Annotated in this window: 17 protein-coding genes and 1 pseudogene; 8 read left to right on the top strand and 10 right to left on the bottom strand. The window is 68.9% G+C overall.

Annotated elements, in window-relative coordinates; genetic code table 11:
• The 5 genes and pseudogenes from GOAMI_RS10775 to GOAMI_RS10755 form a co-directional block, all read right to left on the bottom strand.
• The coding region (locus tag GOAMI_RS10775) for an AMP-binding protein (RefSeq protein WP_006436530.1) at window positions 1-645 on the bottom strand (645 nt) is incomplete at its 3' end.
• Window positions 642-1,749: pseudogene (locus GOAMI_RS10770) on the bottom strand (CaiB/BaiF CoA transferase family protein). The pseudogene GOAMI_RS10770 and the gene GOAMI_RS10775, both read right to left, overlap by 4 nt.
• Window positions 1,746-2,393 (bottom strand): TetR/AcrR family transcriptional regulator, encoded by a 648-nt coding sequence (locus tag GOAMI_RS10765; protein ID WP_006436526.1) that lies wholly within the window; start codon window positions 2,391-2,393, stop codon window positions 1,746-1,748. The pseudogene GOAMI_RS10770 and the gene GOAMI_RS10765 overlap by 4 nt, the downstream one beginning before the upstream one ends.
• On the bottom strand, window positions 2,374-3,981 hold the full coding sequence (locus GOAMI_RS10760) for a class I adenylate-forming enzyme family protein (RefSeq protein ID WP_006436525.1): 1,608 nt from the start codon (window positions 3,979-3,981) through the stop codon (window positions 2,374-2,376). Before GOAMI_RS10760 ends, GOAMI_RS10765 begins: the two co-directional genes overlap by 20 nt.
• On the bottom strand, window positions 3,978-4,616 hold the full coding sequence (locus GOAMI_RS10755) for a nitroreductase family protein (RefSeq protein ID WP_006436524.1): 639 nt from the start codon (window positions 4,614-4,616) through the stop codon (window positions 3,978-3,980). Before GOAMI_RS10755 ends, GOAMI_RS10760 begins: the two co-directional genes overlap by 4 nt.
• A 136-nt stretch (window positions 4,617-4,752) precedes the next feature.
• Here GOAMI_RS10755 and GOAMI_RS10750 point away from each other — a divergent pair, with 136 nt between their 5' ends.
• The 3 genes from GOAMI_RS10750 (at window position 4,753) to GOAMI_RS10740 (ending at window position 8,162) form a co-directional block, all read left to right on the top strand.
• Entirely contained in the window at window positions 4,753-6,729 is a 1,977-nt protein-coding gene (locus tag GOAMI_RS10750) for a flavin-containing monooxygenase (RefSeq protein ID WP_006436523.1), read from the top strand.
• Window positions 6,730-6,798: 69 nt separating this feature from the next.
• On the top strand, window positions 6,799-7,608 hold the full coding sequence (locus GOAMI_RS10745) for a sulfurtransferase (RefSeq protein WP_040004751.1): 810 nt from the start codon (window positions 6,799-6,801) through the stop codon (window positions 7,606-7,608).
• The gene (locus GOAMI_RS10740) at window positions 7,605-8,162 is read left to right on the top strand and encodes a GNAT family N-acetyltransferase (RefSeq protein ID WP_006436521.1); all 558 of its coding nucleotides are present in this window, start codon (window positions 7,605-7,607) and stop codon (window positions 8,160-8,162) included. The genes GOAMI_RS10745 and GOAMI_RS10740 overlap by 4 nt, the downstream gene beginning before the upstream one ends.
• Before the next feature lie 152 nt (window positions 8,163-8,314).
• Here the strand turns inward: GOAMI_RS10740 and zapE are convergent, their stop codons facing one another.
• Window positions 8,315-9,328 carry a cell division protein ZapE gene (gene zapE / locus GOAMI_RS10735; RefSeq protein WP_006436520.1) on the bottom strand — a complete coding sequence of 338 codons (1,014 nt, stop codon included), beginning with the start codon at window positions 9,326-9,328 and terminating at the stop codon, window positions 8,315-8,317.
• A 35-nt stretch (window positions 9,329-9,363) separates the two neighbouring features.
• Here zapE and GOAMI_RS10730 point away from each other — a divergent pair, with 35 nt between their 5' ends.
• From GOAMI_RS10730 to msrB, 4 genes are all read left to right on the top strand, one after another.
• Complete coding sequence (locus GOAMI_RS10730; RefSeq protein ID WP_006436519.1) at window positions 9,364-10,191, top strand: dihydrofolate reductase family protein; 828 nt, start codon at window positions 9,364-9,366, stop codon at window positions 10,189-10,191.
• 50 nt (window positions 10,192-10,241) lie between these two features.
• Window positions 10,242-11,810: an alpha/beta hydrolase gene (locus GOAMI_RS10725; protein WP_210738283.1), complete on the top strand. Its 1,569-nt coding sequence runs from the start codon at window positions 10,242-10,244 to the stop codon at window positions 11,808-11,810.
• Window positions 11,811-11,880: 70 nt separating this feature from the next.
• Complete coding sequence (locus tag GOAMI_RS10720; RefSeq protein WP_006436517.1) at window positions 11,881-13,155, top strand: glycosyltransferase family 87 protein; 1,275 nt, start codon at window positions 11,881-11,883, stop codon at window positions 13,153-13,155.
• A 48-nt stretch (window positions 13,156-13,203) separates the two neighbouring features.
• Complete coding sequence (gene msrB, locus GOAMI_RS10715; protein ID WP_040004760.1) at window positions 13,204-13,641, top strand: peptide-methionine (R)-S-oxide reductase MsrB; 438 nt, start codon at window positions 13,204-13,206, stop codon at window positions 13,639-13,641.
• A gap of 59 nt (window positions 13,642-13,700) precedes the next feature.
• Here the strand turns inward: msrB and GOAMI_RS10710 are convergent, their stop codons facing one another.
• From GOAMI_RS10710 to hemE, 4 genes are all read right to left on the bottom strand, one after another.
• Complete coding sequence (locus GOAMI_RS10710) at window positions 13,701-14,027, bottom strand: hypothetical protein (protein ID WP_006436515.1); 327 nt, start codon at window positions 14,025-14,027, stop codon at window positions 13,701-13,703.
• Window positions 14,028-14,209: 182 nt separating this feature from the next.
• On the bottom strand, window positions 14,210-14,905 hold the full coding sequence (gene hemQ, locus GOAMI_RS10705; RefSeq protein ID WP_006436514.1) for a hydrogen peroxide-dependent heme synthase: 696 nt from the start codon (window positions 14,903-14,905) through the stop codon (window positions 14,210-14,212).
• A 38-nt stretch (window positions 14,906-14,943) separates the two neighbouring features.
• Window positions 14,944-16,353, bottom strand: coding sequence for an FAD-dependent oxidoreductase (locus GOAMI_RS10700; protein WP_006436513.1), 1,410 nt, complete (start codon window positions 16,351-16,353; stop codon window positions 14,944-14,946).
• Complete coding sequence (hemE, locus tag GOAMI_RS10695; RefSeq protein ID WP_006436512.1) at window positions 16,353-17,414, bottom strand: uroporphyrinogen decarboxylase; 1,062 nt, start codon at window positions 17,412-17,414, stop codon at window positions 16,353-16,355. The genes GOAMI_RS10700 and hemE overlap by 1 nt, the downstream gene beginning before the upstream one ends.
• A gap of 131 nt (window positions 17,415-17,545) precedes the next feature.
• Here hemE and GOAMI_RS10690 point away from each other — a divergent pair, with 131 nt between their 5' ends.
• A complete protein-coding gene (locus GOAMI_RS10690; protein WP_006436511.1) occupies window positions 17,546-18,199 on the top strand; it encodes a DUF3000 domain-containing protein in 654 nt (217 codons plus the stop codon).
• The last annotated feature ends 2 nt before the right edge of the window (window positions 18,200-18,201 follow it).

The raw sequence follows: 18,201 nt of genomic DNA, 5'->3' as shown, positions 1-18,201 counted from the left end.
CCCCTGCAACGGCTTCAACTGGGCGACATTGGCCACCAGATTCCGGTGCGAGAGCGCCACACCCTTCGGATTACCCGTCGTTCCCGAGCTGTACGGCAGCACCGCCACATGGGTGGCCGGATCGAAGGACACCTGCGGTGCGGGCAGTCCCGCGCCGATCACGTCGACCGCATTGGGGTGTCCCGAATCCGCCTGTCCCGCACCGTCGAGAACGATCAGATTCGCCGCCGACAGACCCACCTCCTCGGCGGCCGCCTTGGCCTGCTCGAACATCGGCGAGATCGTCACCAGCATCTTCGCACCCGAATCCCGCAACTGCTTGGCGATCTCAGGTGCCGTGAACAACGCATTGACCGTCGTCGCCGTGCCACCGGCACGCAAGATGCCGTGGAACACCGTCGCGAACGCCGGAATGTTGGGCGAGAGGATGCCCACCACGTCCCCGACACCGATCCCCCGCGACGCCAGCCAGCCGGCAACCGCGTCGATCTGGGTGATGAGTTCCTTATACGACGTCACCGCACCGGATTTCGGGTCCACCAGCGCGGTCCGTCCGAGCTCGTCGTCGGCGATCGTGCCCAACAGGAACTCGTGGACGCTGACCTCGGGGATCTCGACGTCGGGGAACGGGCTGGTGAAACTCACGACACCTCCACGGGTGAATCGGTCGACCATTGATCGAGAATCTGCGTCAGGTCCACGGTCGAGGACCCTGACGGTGCGGGCAGGACGGTCCGGGAGAACCGTGGTGCCGGTGCGGGCTGGACGGCGTCGTCGACGATGACGTAGCTGCCCCGTTGCCGCGCAACGGGATCGGCGGCCGCCTCGTCGAAGTCGAGCACGGGCGTCAGGCACGCGTCGACACCGGCGAACTCATCGGCCCACTGATCGCGGCTGCGCGTGGCGAACCGGGCGGCGAGTGCGGCGGAGATGACCGGCCAGTGCGTGCGATCCCAGCGGTCGGGGAGGTCACCGAGGCCGAGGGTGCCGATCAGGTTGCGCCAGAACTTCTCCTCCACGCACCGACGGCGACGAACCTGCCGTCCGCGCACTCGTACGTCGCGTAGAAGGGAGCGGAGCCGTCGAGGAGGTTGCCCTCCGACCGGGACACCCAGCGGCCGGCCGCCTTCCACGACCACTGCAGTTGTGCGAGCAGACCGGCCCCGTCGACCATCGCGGCGTCGACGACCTGCCCGCGCCGGTTCGCGACCGGTCGTGCAGCGCGGCCAGCACGCCGACCACGAGGAGCATCGATCCCCCGCCGAAGTCGCCGGCCAGCGACAGTGGCGGCACGGGCGGTGATCCGGCCGGCCCCATCGCCTCGAGCACACCCGTCACGGCGAGGTAGTTGATGTCGTGACCGGCGAGCAGCGCGCGGTCACCGTCCTGTCCCCACCCGGTCATCCGGGCATAGACGAGTTGCGGTGCGTCGTCACAGATCTCGGGTCCGAGGCCGAGCCGTTCCATCACCCCCGGCCGGAAACCCTCGACGAGGATGTCCGCACGCAGGATCATCTCCCGGATGCGTGCCAGGTCGGCGGGGTCCTTGAGGTCGGCCTCGACACTGGGTCGGGACCGGTACAGGCCGGCGTCCGCGTCGACGACGCCGTCGGGTCCCGGAGCCTCGGGACCGGGGCGTCGAATCCGGATGACGTCGGCGCCGAGGTCGGCGAGCATCATCGCCGCGTGCGGCGTCGGACCGAGGCCCGGCATCTCGACCACGCGCACACCGGCGAGCGGACCGCTCACGAACGCACCTGGTGGTGAAGGACCCCGCGGATCGTGAAATCGACGTAGTCGTCGACCAACTGGTCGACGTCGTGGTCGTCGCGCAGCCACCAGCTGATGCCGTTCATCAGGTCGAGCACCGCGATGGCGGACTGATGGGCGTCGCGCACCTCGAACACGCCCATGCGGGCGCCGGCCTCGATCACGTCCCGGATGCGCCGCTGGTAGTACTTGCGGTAGTCGGTGACGATCCGGCGATGTTCGGGCGTCAGCGCCGACAGTTCCCGCAGCGCCACAAGGTGTTCCACCCGGTGGCGCGCGAGGCGCCGGACGTGGGCCTCGACCAGGCCGGTGAGCCGCTGGACCGGTCCGCCCTCACCGTCGAGCAGGAGCAGGTCCGCCTGCGGATCCTCGGTCATCCGCAGCGCGATCGCGTAGAGGATCTCCTCTTTGGAGTGGAAGTGGTTGTAGAGACTCGCACCTCGCATGCCCACGGCCTCGGCGATGTCACGCATCCCCGCGTTGGCGTACCCGTGTTCGGCGAAGTAGCGCGCCGCGGCCTCCGCGATCTCGTCCCGGCGGGTGCGCGGACGCTCCTGCGCCACCCGACCCGGGACGACCTCGGCAGCGACCGCAGTGGGGTCGTCAGCCCTGAGGGGTTCCATAGGCTCTCCTCAACTCGCGCTTGAGCAACTTGCCCTGGGCGTCGGTCGGCAGTTCGTCGACGAGATACACCGCCTTGGGCACCTTGTACGATGCCAGTTCGGATCGGCAGTGCTCGCGAATGTCCTCCGCGGACACCGAGGTACCCGCGCGGAGCACGACGAAACCGGTGACCGCCTCGGACCAGTACGGGTCGGGCAGGCCCACGACCGCGGCCCGTTCCACGTCGGGATGCGCCTGCAGCACACGCTCGACCTCCTGGGAGGCGACGTTGTATCCGCCGGTCTTGATCATGTCCTTGCGCCGGTCGCGGAAGAACATGTTGCCCTCGTCGTCGATGCGCACGATGTCGTCGGTGTGGACCCAGCCACCATCGAGGACCTGCGCCGTCTTCTCCGGGTCCTTGAAGTACCCGAGCATGACCGACGGTGTGCGGCAGAGCAGTTCGCCTTCCTCGGCATCATTGCCGTCGGCGTCGACGACACGCACCTCGAGATGGCCGACCGGCCTGCCGATCCAGGTCGGGTCCGCGCCGGGCACGTCCTCGAGCCGCTTGAACCACCCGACCGACCCCAACTGGGTGAGTTCGGACTGGCCCCAGTACGTTCCCCACACCGATTCCGGGGTGGCGGAGGCCCATGCGTCGACCGCATGCGGCGACACCTGGCCGCCGTAGGTGAGACAGCGGCGGACCGTGCCGACGGTGTCGGGCCCGAAGTCGGGGTGGTTGGCCAGGGCGATGAAGAAGGTCGGGGTCTGGGCGAGCACCGAGATCTTCTCGTCGCGGATCATCCGCAGGGACGTCGCCGGGTCGACCGCGGCCGGCAGCACGAGCGTGGCGCCCAGCAGGGTCAGGGACGTGAGCGAACCGATCCCGGCGATCGTGTGGAAGGGCATGACATACAGCCAGACGTCGTCGTTCTGGCAGCGCAGTCCCCACGTGTACGCCGGCGCCGTGGAGATCAGGTAGTTGCGGTGCGCGATCTCCACGCCCTTCGGCGTCGACTCGGTACCGCTGGTGTAGACGATCATGGCCAGATCGTGTTCGTCGACGTCGGCGTCGGGCTCGGCGTCCTCGGCCCGCCCGACGAGGTCGTCGAAGGAGTTCCACGAGTTCGACGCCGACTCCCCGACGACGAGGACCGAGATCCCGAGGCTGTCGGCGATCGGCCCGGCGAGCGAGGCCAGGTCGCGCTCGACGACGAGCACCGCGGGCTCCAGATGACCCAGCTGCTGGGCGGTCTCCTTCTCGCGGAACATCGGGCTGACCCCGGAGTACGCCGCCCCGAGCTTCAGCGTGCCGTAGTAGGTGGCTACGGTCTCGACGCGGTTGCGGCTCATCACCGCGACGCGGTCGCCGCGTCGGACACCGAGGTCGGCGAGGACGTGCGCGACCCGATTGGCCATCCCGTTGAGCTCGCGATAGCTGGTCGACGTGCGGCCGCCGTCGGCGTCGCACGCGATGATCGCGGGCTTGCCGCCCTGCGAACGTGACAGCCTGCGCAGCTGGTCACCGATCGTCGCGCGGCCCAGCGGCGAGGTCTGGATCTCGGTCAAGGTGCGGTCGGAGGCCATGGCGGGGGCGCTCACGCGAACATCCGGTTGTCGAAGCGGTCGAGGTAGGCGATGTCCTCGACCGGGCTGCGGGTGAGCTTGCGCGGGAAGCCGTCTCGCGGGTAGCCGACGGCGATGTGCGCGGCGGTGATGTAGTCGTCCGGGATGCCGAGCAGTTCCTTGACGTCGTTCTCGGCCGCACAGAGCAGGGTCGTGAGTGCGGTGGCGACGCCCTGCTGGCGGAGCGCGAGCGTCAGATTCTGCACACTCGGGTAGATCGACGCTCCGCCGACGACACTGAGCCGGCCGAGCTCGTGATCGGTGGGGTGCAGCCCCTCCATCTCGGCGCACACCACGACGAGCGCGGGCACCTCGGCGAGGTGGTGTGCGAAGTAGTTCGCGCTCTCGATGGTCTTGGGGACGGCGCCGACCTTCTTCGATCCCTCGAGGATCGAGTTGTAGTACGGCTCCCAGAACGGCAGGTAGAGGTCGGCGAGGGCCTTCTTGGTGGCGTCGTCGCGGACCACGACCCAGCGGACGGGCTGGCGGTTGCCGCCCTGCGGGCCGAAGCGCGCGTCGTCGAACGCCTGGTAGAACACCTCGTCCTCGACCGGCTTGTCGCTGAAGTAGCGGCAGGTGCCCGTCGTGCGCATTGCCTCGCTGAGTTCCATGTCAACCTCCGTGATGACTAACCGTTGTTAGTATGACTGAGCACACAGTTCCATACCGGATCGGAGGCGTCAAGCGCCGATTGATGGGAAATCCCCGGTGTTGACGGGACGGGACTAACAGTGGTTAGTTGCATCTATGACATCAGTTTCCCTCCGTCCGGAGACGCGCCCCACCACCTCGGAGATCCGTTCGGCCGTCGCCGCGGGCAACATCCCGACACTGCTGGCCGTGTTGGTGGAGATGACCGGCGATCGCCGGTGGCTGAGTGACCGGTACCGCCCGACGCGCAGTCGCGGCATGGACGACAACTCCACGGGCGGGCTGCCCGAGGAGGTGCAGGCCGAGATCCACGACGCCGTCGTCGAGGCCCTGAAGAACTGGTACGAGCAGGGTTCACCCGCACGCGAACCGGCCGACGAGGAACTGGTCGCCGCCCTGATGTCCTTCACCGCCGGTGAGCCGGTGGCGCCGGAATTCGGCCCGATGATGAGTGAGATCGTGCGGGGCGACCTCCGCGGCAGCCACCTGTCGACGCTGCCCGCGAACCTCGGCACGACGATGACCGCCCTCGTCATCGGCGCGGGCGTGGCCGGGATGCTGATCGCCACCCAGCTCGCGGAGGCCGGCATCGAGCACACCGTTCTGGAGAAGAACGACGACGTCGGCGGTTCCTGGTACGAGAACCACTACCCCGGCGCCGGTGTCGACACCCCGAGCTACCTGTACTCGATCTCGTCCTTCGACCACGACTGGTCGACCCACTTCGGCAAACGCGACGAGGTCCAGGGCTACCTGCAGGCCTTCGCCGACCGCCACGCGGTGCGCGACCGCGTCCGGTTCGGCACCGAGGTCCTCTCCGCCACCTACGATTCCGCCGCCCAGCAGTGGATCGTCCGGGTCCGGGACCGGGACGGGAGTCAGAGCACCCTCACCTCGCGGATTCTCATCAGTGCCGTCGGAATCCTCAATCGCCCCAAGCTCCCCCAGCTGAGCGGCATGGACTCCTTCGCCGGCCGCATGTTCCACTCCGCCGACTGGCCCACGGAGCCCGACGAGCCCGGCGCCCTGGCCGGCAAACGCGTCGCCATCGTCGGCTCCGGCGCCTCGGCGATGCAGATCGGTCCGGCCATCGTCGGCAAGGTCGGGTCGCTGACGATCTTCCAGCGGTCCCCGCAGTGGATCGCCCCCAACGACGATTACTTCGCCCCCGTCGGCGACGGCGTGCACTGGCTGATGAACAACCTGCCCGGCTACCGCGAGTGGTATCGCGCCCGGCTGTCCTGGATCTTCAACGACAAGGTCCACTCCACCCTGCACGTCGATCCCGAATGGCCCGAGCCCACCGCATCGATCAACGCCGTGAATCACGGTCACCGCGAGTTCTACCTGCGCTACATGCGCGCCGAACTGGGCGACCGCGACGACCTGATCGAGCTGTCGACACCCGACTACCCGCCCTTCGGCAAGCGGATGCTGTTGGACAACGGCTGGTTCCGCATGTTGCGGCAGCCGAACGTCGAGCTGGTGGGCCACGGCGTGGACTCCGTCACCGCCACCGGTCTCGTCGACAGCACCGGCCGGGCGCACGACTTCGACATCATCGTGTTCGCGACCGGTTTCCACAGCGACCGCTACCTGTACCCGATGGACGTCGTCGGTCGCAGCGGCAAGACGACGGTCGAGGCCTGGGGTGATCACGACGCGTACGCCTACCTCGGCATCACCGCACCCGACTTCCCCAACCTGTTCATCCTGACCGGCCCCAACACCGCACTCGGACACGGCGGAAGCTTCATCAGCATCCTCGAGTACCAGGTGCGCTACGTCTGCGACGCCATCCGCGCCATGATCGAGAACCGACTCGGCGCACTCGAGGTGCGCCGCGACGTCACCGACGAGTACAACGACGCCGTCGACCGCGCGCACGCGCAGATGGTGTGGACGCACCCGGCGATGACCAACTGGTACCGCAACCCCGACGGCCGCGTCGTGGCGGTACTCCCGTGGCGGATCGTCGACTACTGGGCCAGGACCCGCCACGTCGAACTCACCGACTTCCATGCGGAACCGATCAGCGCCGAAACCATCCCGGACGAGCCGCTCGATCCCTGACGCCGCGCCGCGGAGTGGCCGGACTACGGTGTCAGCCATGAACTCCGTACCGCTGATCACCCGGATGAACTGCACGCCCGTCTCGGCGAGGGACGTCTGCGCATCGTCGACGCGACGGTTCATCTCAGCTTCGACGCCGACGGCGCGCACGTCGCCTCCGGCCGCGACTCCTACCTGCAGGGGCACCTGCCCGGTGCGGTGTTCGTCGACCAGATCGCCGGGCTGTCCGATCCGGACGGCGAGGCCCCGTTCGCGGCGGCGTCGTCGGAGAAGTTCGCCGCGGCCGTCGGCGAGGCCGGGATCGGTGACGACTCGACGGTCGTCGTCTACGACACCGTCAACGGCATCTGGGCGACCCGCCTGTGGTGGCAGTTCGGTCTCGAAGGATTCGACGACGTCGTGGTCCTCGACGGCGGATTCGACGCCTGGGCGAAGGCCGGACTCCCCACCGAAACAGGCGAATCAACCCATCCGGCAGCAACTTTCACCGCACGACGCCGGCCAGAACGCATCGCGTCGACCGACGAGGTCGCCGCGGCCACCGCGGATTCGTCGGTTCTGTTGGTCAACGCGCTCGACCGGGAATCGTTCTCCGGCGGTCACATCCCGAGCAGCGTCAATGTCCCGTTCGGCGAACTCGTCGACGAATCCGGCGCACTCAGGCCGCTCGACGAACTGCGCGGGCTGTTCACCGAGGTCGGCGCGCTCGACCCCACGGTGCGGCCGGTCACTTACTGCGGCGGCGGGATCGCCGCCACCGCAGCGGCTTTCGCGTTGCGGGCACTCGGCCGGAACGACGTCGCGGTGTACGACGGATCGATGAACGCATGGACCGCCGACCCGGAGCGCCCCCTGGCATCGGCCGACTCCCGGCCATGACGTCCCCCGCGGTGACCGTCGAACTCGTCACCGATCCCGACCGGGCGGCGGCGGTCGCCGAGGTGGCCGGTGCGACCTTCCCGCTGGCCTGCCCGCCACACGCCGCTGCCGAGGACATCGCCGAGTTCATCGCGACCAACCTCGGCGAGAAGAACTTCCGCGGCTACATCACCGACCCGGACGCCGACGTGCTCGTCGCCCGGGACGGCGCGGACGGAGCGATCCTGGGCTACGCGCTGGTGCTGCACGGCCACCCGTCGGATCCCGTTGTCGCAGCGGTCGTTCCCGATCGGCCGGCGACCGAGGTGTCGAAGATGTACGTACTCCCCGACCACCATTCGCGTCCCGGCCTCAGCCCGTCACGTGGGCTGATGAACGCAGCACTCGACCGCGCCCGCGATCGCGGTAGCGCGGTCGTCTGGCTCGGTGTGAACCAGCTCAACGAACGGGCCCAGAAGTTCTACACCAAGACGGGTTTCACCCGTGCCGGAGTGCGGACCTTCGACCTCGGCGGCAGCGTCGAACACGACTATGTGTTCACGCAGAAGCTGTAGCGGAGTGTTCGGGGAGTGAGAACTTCCCGCGGGCGTGTTTCCCTCCGACCGGCGTGTCTACTTCCCGCTTACCGGGCGCAATAAGCGGGAGGGAAGCGGTCGAGCGGGAACCCGAGTGTTCCGCGGAACGCTCGTGAAGCGGACAGGGTGTCTCAGACAGCCAATTCGGCGAACCGCGACAGCGCCAGCAGGCGCGAGGTCGCGCGCAGGTACTTCTTGCGGTAACCGCCGGCGAGCATCTCGTCGGTGAAGATCTCGTCGAGTTTGGCGCCCGACACGGTCACCGGGACGTGCGCGTCGTAGAGGCGGTCGGCGAGCACCACGAGCCGCAGAGCCACCGACTGGTCTTTGGCAGGGTGCACGCCGGTGATGCACACCAGCGAGATGCCGTCGACGAGATCCTTGTACTTCGACGGGTGCAGCGTGCTCAGGTGATCGCACAGGGCGTCGAAGTCGTCGAGGGTCGCACCCTCGGTGGAATCGGCAATGTCGACAAGCTCACCCTCGGTGCGCGGGTCCGGAGCGGGCGGGAGGTCGCGGTGGCGGTAGTCCGGGCCGTCGACGCGGATGGTCTCGAACACGGCGGACAGCTTGCGAATCTCGCGCAGGAAGTCCTGCGCCGCGAAGCGGCCCTCGCCGAGCTGGCCGGGCAGGGTGTTCGAGGTGGCGACGACCGACACACCCTTCGCGGTGAGCTCAGTGAGCAGCCGGGACACCAGCATCGTGTCGCCGGGATCGTCGAGTTCGAACTCGTCGATGCACAGCACCGTGTGCTGCGAGAGCCGCTCGACGGCGTTCACGAACCCCAGCGCGCCGACCACGTGGGTCATCTCGACGAAGGTCGCGAACGACTTCGGCTCCGGCATCGAGTGGTAGATCGAGGCGAGCAGGTGGGTCTTGCCGACGCCGAACCCACCGTCGAGGTACAGCCCGATCCCCTGCGAGGGCGCCTTGCGGGAGAACAGGCCCTTCTTCCCCGAGCGCGCCTTCGACGCGCGGGCGACGAAGTCGCGGGCCTTGGCCACCGCCTGGGCCTGCGACGGCTCCTTCGGATCGGGGATGTAGGAGTCGAAACTCACGTCGTCGAAGGTCGACGGAGGCACCATCTCGTCGATGAGTGCATCCGGCGAGGTCGCAGGGTTGCGATCGCAAAGTCGGGCCGCCATGTGTGGAGAGTAGCGATCCACGGAATGATGGATGCATGTTCCACCTGCAGAAAGCGACCCAGGTCACATCCGCAGATGCCGACCGGGAGGGGCCCGAGACCCTCCTCGCGCTGGCCGAACACTATCGGTATCCCCCACGCCCGGCCGCCGGTCCCGGCGCCGCGGCACCGTTCGTCCGGGCCAACATGGTGTCCTCGATCGACGGCGCGGCAACGCACGACGGGAAGTCGGGCGGCCTCGGCGGCCCCGGCGACAAGGCCGTCTTCCGCGTGCTGCGTGGGCTGGCCGACGTGGTCCTCGTCGGAGCCGGGACCGCGGCCACCGAGGGTTATCGCCAGCCGCAACCCGACGACGTGTTCGCCGACCTCCGGAAGGAGAACGGCCAGGCACCGGCGCCGGCACTCGCCCTGGTCTCGCGGTCACTGTCCGTGCCACCGGACTATCCGCCGCTGAGCCACCCCGACACCGTGGTGCTCACCTGCGCGTCGGCACCTCGGGATCGACGCGCCGCACTCGTCGACGCCGGCGCCACCCTCGTCGACTGCGGCGAGGACGATGTCGAGTCGTCGACGCTGATCGCGACCTGCGGGGACCGGGGCTGGCCACGGGTGCTGTGCGAGGGCGGACCGAGCCTGCTCGGCTCGATCATCGCCGACGACCTGCTCGACGAGATCTGCCTGACGACCAGCCCTCATCTTGCGGGCGGACATTCCGGCCGGATCGCGGTCCGCGCCGGCGACGGAGATGACAGTGACGAGGACGCGGCGGCGCTCAGGGCGATGACGCCGGCCGCGATCATCACCGACGACGACGGCTTCGTCTTCACGCGCTGGTTGCGCCACGGCCGGTCGTCCATCCACTGAACCGATCACTGCACGGTCGTCGGCGGGAGTCGTTGACTACGCTCGCGGTCATGCGAAGAGCGCACGCCGTCACGGCTGTCCTGGGTGTGATCGTCGCGATCGTCGTGTCGTCGTGCGCGGTGGGCCCCGACCGCGGTCCGGAACTCATCCCCGGTGGCGGTGGCGGTGAGGGCCCGGCCGCATCGTCGTCGGCGCCGCCCCCGGCGCCGGCGCTGGCCGTACCGAAGACCGATCTCGAGTGGACCGACTGCGCCGCTGGCACCAGCGGACGCTTCGGCATCACCCGCCCGGCCGGGGTGACCATCGAATGTGCGGAGTTCGACTCCCCGGTCGACCGGAACAAACCCGACGGCGAGGTCGTGAGGATCGCGGCGACCCGGGCCCGTACCGCGGCGACGCCCGCCGACGCCCCGCCGCTCGTGCTCACCTCGGGGTCGGATCTCCCGTCGTCGCGAACCCTGATGGTGATGTCCACCGGTGCGGGCCGGGCGTTCCTGGACGCCCACCCGGTGGTGGCCGTCGATCATCGCGGCATCCCCCAGAGTGGGGACCTGGACTGCATGACCCGGCTCGAGCGGAGCACGATCGCCGACAACGGCCTCACCACCCGTGGGACCACCACCCAGGCGCGCATCTCCCGCCTCGCCTCGGCCGCCTCGTCGGCCTCGGACGGGTGCACGGAGACCCTGACGCCCTACCAACTCAACTTCGGCGCACAGTTCGCCGCCGCCGACCTCGAAACGCTTCGGCAGCGGTGGGGCGTCGAGCACCTGGGTCTCATCGGCGTCGGCGAGGGCTCCGACGTCGTGCTGTCCTACGCCTCCCTGTACGGGGGTCGAGCGGGACGCATCATCCTCGACACCCCCACCCCCTTCGGTGCCAACGCTCGGGACAGGGCCAACCTGCGCGCACAGGGTGTGCAGACGGCGCTGCAGGGTTTCGCGCAGCGATGTTCCGCACTGGACGGCTGCACGCTCGGCACGAACGGCGTCGGTGCGATGACCGGGCTGCTCGCCAAGGCACGTGCCGGACGCCTCGACGGATTGTCGGACACCACCGCACTGAACGCCATCACCACCACACTCGCCCTCGCGGCGGACCGTCCCGACGCGTTGCTCGACCTGTCCCGCGCCATCACCGCCGCCGACCGAGGCGACACGGCCGCGCTGGTCCGGCTCGCCGATCGGGCCGCGACCCTGCGGATGAGTGACGGTGCCCTGGTGTCCCGGTGCAACGACGTCACCGGCCCGGTGGGGCAGAACGAGATCCCTGGTCTCGTCGAGGCCTGGACGAAGCAGAGTCCGCTGACCGGCTCCGACAGCGCGCTGTCGCTGGTGCGCTGCAACGGCTGGGCGTCGGGCACCGCGGTGCGCCCACCGTCATCGCTGCCCGCCGACCCGCTGATCCTCAACGGCACCCGGGACCCGGTGAACGGGGGCAACGGCGCGAGCACACTCGTCCCGCTGTTCATGAACGCCGGGGCCGAGCCGGTCACCGTCAGCTGGGACGGACTGGGCTTCTCGGTGCTGGGTCGCAGCGCCTGCGCGGCCCAGGTCGCGGCCGAGTACGTGACCAAGACGCCTCTCGGGGGGCCGACCCAGCGCGGTTGCCCCACCTGACCGGGTCCGACCCGGTGCAGCCCGGAGGGTTCTGCGGAGTGTCCGAGGCCGACCGTAGTACGGTGCGCGGGTGGCCAATCTCGACAGGTATCTGTATCCCCAGATGAGTGCGCAGCGGATCATCCCGATGATCCTGTGGCCGATCAGCCTGCTCATGGTCGTGCACCGGTCGGTGTTCCTCGGCGTCAACGGCGACCGCACCGACGATTTCAAGCCGGTGTACGCCGCGGCCTACAACTTCCTCAACAACCTGCCGGTCTACGGCGAGAACTACGCCACGGTCGACCCGCACTACCTGTACCCGCCGTCGGGCACCCTGCTGATGGCGCCGGTCGCGGTGATCGACTACGAACGCGCACGCTGGGCGTTCATCGCGGTCAGCGTCGTGGCCCTGCTGATCTGCGCCTACCTGCTGACCCGGATGTTCGGCCATGCCCTGGACTCATGGGTGATGCCGACGGTCCTGTTCGTCTTCTTCTTCACCGAAACCGTCTCGCACACACTGATCTTCACGAACTTCAACTCGTTCGTCCTGCTGGGCATGATCGCCTTCCTGATGCTGATGCGCTCACGGCACGACTGGTGGGCGGGCATCCCGATGGGTCTGACGCTGGCCGTGAAACCCGTTCTGGCGCCGCTGCTGCTGCTGCCCCTGCTCAACCGGCAGTGGCGGGTGTTCGCCTTCGCCATCGCGGTCCCCCTCGTGTTGACGGTGATCGCGTTGCCGCTGTCGGTGGATGCCGACGCCTTCATCAGCCGGACCGTCCCCTACCTCGGCGAGGCCCGCGACTACTACAACAGCTCGATCGCCGGCAACGGCGCCTACTTCGGGGTCGCACCGTGGCTGGTGATGCTGCTGCGTGTCGCCTTCGTGCTGATGGCCGCGTTCTCGCTGTGGTTCCTGTACCGCTACTACCGCAAGACCAACGAACTGCTGTGGCTCGCGACGTCGTCGGGTGTGCTGCTGGGCACCACTTTCCTCGTCGGCTCGCTGGGCCAGGGCTACTACTCGATGCTGCTGTTCCCGCTGCTCATGACGGTGCTGCTACCCGGATCGGCGATGCGCAACTGGCCGGCCTGGCTCGGCGTGTACGGCTGCATGACCTTCGACAGCTTCTACTCGCAGCGGTGGACGGCCTTCGGCTGGATGGTCGAGTACAACAAGGTGACCTGGGGCTGGTCCTTGCTGATGATCGCGGTGTTCTGCTCGCTGCTGTTCCGCTACCTCGACATGCGCTCCGACGGCGTCGCCGGTGAGGATGCCGTGATGCGGTCGGAGTCCGGCACTCCCCCGGCGCCGGCGACGACGTCCGACGACGAGCTGTCGTTGTCGAAGTCCGTGTAGCACAGCGTGGAACGCGACGCTGTCGCGTCCCGCGCTACCGTGGACGACATGACCGACAGCACGCCCGAGAGCACCGCACCCGCCACGAACCCGGCGACCCTCACCGACGAGGAGTGGAAGCAGCGCCTCACCCCGGCCGAGTACCGGGTTCTGCGCCAGGCCAGCACCGAAGCGCCCTTCACCGGTGAGTACACCGACACCAAGACGGTCGGCGTCTACCGCTGCCGGGCGTGCGACGCGGAGCTGTTCCGCAGCGAGCAGAAGTTCGAATCCCACTGTGGCTGGCCGTCGTTCTTCTCACCCCTCGCCGGCGACAAGATCATCGAGGTCGAGGACAACTCGCTCGGCATGAAGCGAGTCGAGGTGCTCTGCGCGAACTGCAGGAGTCACCTGGGCCACGTGTTCGCCGGTGAGGGCTACGACACCCCCACCGATCTGCGCTACTGCATCAACTCGATCAGCCTGAAGCTCGAGCCGGCCGAGTAACAGAGTCGCACAACAGGTCACGGCCGACCCCCCGGCCGTGACCCCTACTTCTGCGGAATCTAGTCCCCCTGGCCGGGCTCCACGCCCTCGTCGTTCTTGTCCTCGGACTCGTCGACCACTTCTTCCTTTGTCGGCTCTTCTTCCGGCTCCAGGAAGCTGAGCTCCAGCGGTTCATGCGCGATCTCGGCGGGCTCGGATCCCGGCTCGTTACCCCCACCAGGGTCGCCGGGCGCGTTCGAGACGACAGCCGGGGGGCACGGGGCGACCTGACCGTCGGCCAGATGGATCTGGCAGGGCTGGGCGTTCGCGGCCGCAGCGCCGCCGGCGAGCGCTGTCGAGAAGGCCAGTGCGGCGATGACGCGGGCCACGGGGACAATTCGGACCATCGGGTTTCCTCCACGTTGAGTCGACCGGTTGTTTACCTCGTGTTGAGGTTCCATTCACCCTCCGCTTCCCCTCCCGTTGCCCGTGGCGGTTTCTGTCCGCTTTCGTTCGTTCCGGCGACACCGGTCACAGAAAAAGTAGAGGTTCTCGCATCTTCTGCGAGAACCTCTACTTTTCCGACGAATCAGGGCAGGGCGTCGATGAGCGCCGAGACCTCGACGCGGGGTCCGGTGAAGAACGGCGTCTCCTCCCGGACGTGCATCCGCGCCTCGGTGGCGCGCAGGTCGCGCATGAGGTCGACGATGCGATGCAGTTCGGGTGCCTCGAACGCGAGCAGCCATTCGTAGTCGCCGAGCGCGAACGACGACACCGTGTTGGCGCGCACGTCCTTGTACTCGCGCGCGGCCTTGCCGTGGTCGGCGAGCATCTTGCGACGCTCCTCGTCGGGAAGCAGGTACCACTCGTAGGACCGCACGAACGGGTACACGCAGATGTAGTTGCCCGGTTCCTCACCGGCGAGGAAGGCCGGGATGTGGCTCTTGTTGAATTCGGCGGGACGGTGCAGGGCGACGTTGCTCCACACCGCGTTGCAGGCGCGTCCCAGAACCGTCTCGCGACGGAACTTCGCGTAGGCGGCCTGGATGGACTCGACGTCGGCGGCGTGCCACCAGATCATGAAGTCGGCGTCGGCGCGGAGACCCGACACGTCGTACACCCCGCGGACCACGACGCCGGTGTCCTCGAGGGACTTGAAGAAGTCGGCGGCATCCGATTTCGCCTGGTCACGGTCGGTGCCGAGCTCGCCGGGGCGAACAGCGAACACCGAGAACATGAGGTAGCGGATCGTCGAGTTGAGTTCTGAGTAATCCAAGCGGGCCATATCTGACATGGTGCCACCGTGTCCGCCCGGACGAACAGTCAGGTCAGGTCGGTGAGCAGCGCCGCCACCGCGCGTCCGGCCTGTCCGATACAGGCCGGGACGCCGACGCCCGCATACGACGAGCCGGCGAGCACGAGACGGCGAGGGCGGGCCTCGGCGAGCCGCGCCATGGCGGCCAGGTGTCCCGGTCCGTACACGGGCAGCCCGTCGGTCCAGCGCTGCACGTACGTGTCGACGACGTGCGGCGAGGCGGGTGCCACGCCGGCGGCCCGGCAGACCTCGTCGAGGTCCTCGAGTGCCTCGGTCCGCAATCGGTCGTCGACGCCGGGTTCGTCGTCGACGCTCGGCACCGGGGCACCGAACCGGCCGAACGACGCCCGCACCGAGACGGGCGCGTCGTCGTGTGACAGATGCGCCCACTTCTGCGAACTGAGGGTGAAGGCCTTGGCGCGCAGACTTTCCCCGGTACCGACCAGGACCCCGGAGTGATCGGGAAGCGGGGTTCCGGGGGTGAGCGCGATCGAGATCACCACCGACGACGCGCCCCGCACCGCCCGCAGCGGGGCGGCGAAGTCGGCCAGCGAACGACGCAGCAGGTGGCCGGCCATCCAGGCGGGGATCGCGAGGATCACACCGTCGTAGTCGCGGACGTCGTCGCGTGCAGGACCGCCGACGTGCAGCGTCCAGCCGGTGGCAGTCGGCTCGAGCTCACGGACGTGGGCGCAGAGCTCAGGCCGCACCGCCGCAGCCTGTTGCAGGGCGTCGAGGAGGACCCGGTAACCGCCCACGAGGGTGCCGAAGACGGGACCCGAGCCGGTGGCGTCGGCGACGAGACCGGCGACGGCGTCGGTGAGATTCGCCACACCGGCGTCGAGACGCGCGGCGAGGGCGGGCAGTGCTTCCCGGAGACCGATGTCGCCGGCGAGGCTCGAATAGACTCCGCCGAGCATGGGATCGACGCTGCGGGCGACCACCGATGGGCCGAAACGTTCGGTCACGAGGTCCCCGACCGTCGGGTCCGCGGACGGGTCCCAGTGCCAGGGGCGATCGGGTTCGGTGCGGATGAGTTCGAGGTCGGCCGGATCGGCGAGGCCGGCGACCGCGTCGGGCGTCGCGGGGATACCCATCACCGCCGGCGTCGGCAGCGGGTGAAGGCGACCGCCGGACCAGACGGCCGGTCGGCGCCCGGTCGGTGAGACGACCCGATCCCCCAGCCCGAGTTCGTCGACCAGGCCGAGAGCCTCCGGCCGCCGCACGATGAACGCCTCGGCCCCGACGTCGACGGCCTGTCCGCCGACCGTCGTGGTGTGCAGGACGCCGCCGAGCCGCTCACCCGCTTCCAGAACGTCGATACGTGCGTCGGCGCCGAGTTCGCGCCGCAGTCGGTACGCCGCCGTCAGGCCGGAGACACCTCCGCCGACGACCGCGATCCGGGGCCCGGCACTCATCAGAGGCTGTGGACCAGTTCGACCGTGCGGGTGAGGACATCCGGATCGGTACCCGGAAGCACCCCGTGGCCGAGATTGAAGATGTGGCCGACGGCGCCGGCCGCGATCGCCCGGTCACCGTCGGCGACCACGCGGCGGACCTCGCTCTCCACGACCTCCGGTCCCGCGAAGAGCAGCGTCGGGTCGAGGTTGCCCTGGACCGCCTTGCCCGGTCCCACTCGCCGTACGGCCTCGTCGAGCGGCACCCGCCAGTCGACACCGATGACGTCGGCCCCGACGTGGGCCATCGGCGCCAGCAGCTCGCCGGTCCCGACGCCGAAGTGGATGCGCGGGACCCCGTACCCGGCGACCTCCGCGAGGACACGGGCACTGTGCGGCGCCACGAAACGCTGGTAGTCGGCGGCCGACAGCATGCCCGCCCAGGAGTCGAAGAGCTGGATGGCGTCGACGCCGGCCTCGAGCTGGACCTGCAGGAAGGCGATGGTGATGTCGGCCAGGCGCGCCATCAGCTCGGCCCAGGTCTCCGGATCGCCGTGCATCATCGCCTTGGTGCGCTCGTAATTGCGGCTCGGCCCACCCTCGATGAGGTAGGAGGCGAGGGTGAACGGCGCACCGGCGAAGCCGATCAGCGCGGTGTCGCCGAGTTGGGCGAGCAACAGCTCGATGGCGTGGGAGATCGCCCCGACCGAGGCGGGCTCCAGACGCGGGATGCGCGAGACGGCCTCCGCCGACCGCACGGGTTCGGCGATCACCGGGCCGGTCCCGGCCACGATGTCGAGGTCGATCCCCGCGGCCTTGAGCGGCACGACGATGTCGGAGAACAGGATCGCGGCGTCGACGTCGTGACGGCGGACGGGCTGCATCGTGATCTCGCACACCAACTCGGCGTCGAAGCACGATTCGAGCATCCCGTGGTTCGCGCGGATCGCGCGGTACTCGGGCAGGGAACGGCCCGCCTGCCGCATGAACCACACCGGACGGCGTGACGGAGTCCCACCCGTGGCCGCGGCGACGAGCGGCAGGTGCGACCGATGGACCCGAGTACCAGTTACGTTCGACATCACCGCTTACTCTGCCATGTCGACGTTCCGCACGGATCAGGGCAGGGACTTCACCCCGCGTCCCCATTTCCGGGGGCGGTGAACCGGCGCGCCTCCGCCGCTGCCAGGCGCGACACACCTACGGTCGAACGGTGACTTCCTCGGGAGCTCCGGACGAGCCTGCTGATTTCCGCGCGGCGGTGGAGTCGCTGCATGCTGCCCGCGTCCGCCATGAGATCGAGGTCGGGCCCATCCGCCCGCCGCAGCGCCTGGCGCCGTACAGCTACGCGGTCGGCGCCGAGGTGCGCCCGCCGGACGACCCCGACGTCGTTCCCACCGATTCCCAGGGCTCCGCGTTCGGACGACTGATCCTGCTGTACGACCCCGCCGGTCAGGACGCCTGGAACGGCACGATCCGCCTCGTCGCCTATCTGCAGGCCGAGGTCGAGGCCGCACTGGCGATGGATCCGCTGCTGCCCGAGGTGGCCTGGAGCTGGCTGTCCGACGCCCTCGGTGTGCCGGTCGGCGAGAGCAGCACCCCCGAGCACTCCGGGAACGGCCCGTCCCTCGACGGCACCGCCCGCCGCATCGAGGTGACCGCGCTCGGTGGAACCGTCACCTCCACCACGTCGGTGCGCTACGGCGACATCGCCGGACCGCCGCGCGCCCACCAGCTCGAGGTCCGCGCGTCGTGGACCGCGTTGACCGCCGAGGGTCTCAACGGACACCTCGAAGCGTTCTGCGAGGTGCTGGCATCGGCTGCCGGCCTCCCGCCGACGGGCGTGACCCGACTCGGCGCGACGTGAGC

Source organism: Gordonia amicalis NBRC 100051 = JCM 11271, from assembly GCF_000332995.1.
GTDB classification, from domain to species: domain Bacteria; phylum Actinomycetota; class Actinomycetes; order Mycobacteriales; family Mycobacteriaceae; genus Gordonia; species Gordonia amicalis.
The sequence above is the reverse complement of the archived record's forward strand: the minus strand, read 5'-3'. Positions and strand labels throughout refer to the sequence as shown.

Coding starts and splice junctions, on each gene's coding strand:
- hemQ (WP_006436514.1), bottom strand. CDS start 14,905: ATGGCCCGCTTGGATTACTCAGAACTCAACTCGACGATCCGCTACCTC.
- GOAMI_RS10755 (WP_006436524.1), bottom strand. CDS start 4,616: ATGGAACTCAGCGAGGCAATGCGCACGACGGGCACCTGCCGCTACTTC.
- GOAMI_RS10710 (WP_006436515.1), bottom strand. CDS start 14,027: ATGGTCCGAATTGTCCCCGTGGCCCGCGTCATCGCCGCACTGGCCTTC.
- GOAMI_RS10725 (WP_210738283.1), top strand. CDS start 10,242: ATGCGAAGAGCGCACGCCGTCACGGCTGTCCTGGGTGTGATCGTCGCG.
- hemE (WP_006436512.1), bottom strand. CDS start 17,414: ATGTCGAACGTAACTGGTACTCGGGTCCATCGGTCGCACCTGCCGCTC.
- GOAMI_RS10730 (WP_006436519.1), top strand. CDS start 9,364: ATGTTCCACCTGCAGAAAGCGACCCAGGTCACATCCGCAGATGCCGAC.
- zapE (WP_006436520.1), bottom strand. CDS start 9,328: ATGGCGGCCCGACTTTGCGATCGCAACCCTGCGACCTCGCCGGATGCA.
- GOAMI_RS10765 (WP_006436526.1), bottom strand. CDS start 2,393: ATGGAACCCCTCAGGGCTGACGACCCCACTGCGGTCGCTGCCGAGGTC.
- msrB (WP_040004760.1), top strand. CDS start 13,204: ATGACCGACAGCACGCCCGAGAGCACCGCACCCGCCACGAACCCGGCG.
- GOAMI_RS10700 (WP_006436513.1), bottom strand. CDS start 16,353: ATGAGTGCCGGGCCCCGGATCGCGGTCGTCGGCGGAGGTGTCTCCGGC.
- GOAMI_RS10750 (WP_006436523.1), top strand. CDS start 4,753: ATGACATCAGTTTCCCTCCGTCCGGAGACGCGCCCCACCACCTCGGAG.
- GOAMI_RS10740 (WP_006436521.1), top strand. CDS start 7,605: ATGACGTCCCCCGCGGTGACCGTCGAACTCGTCACCGATCCCGACCGG.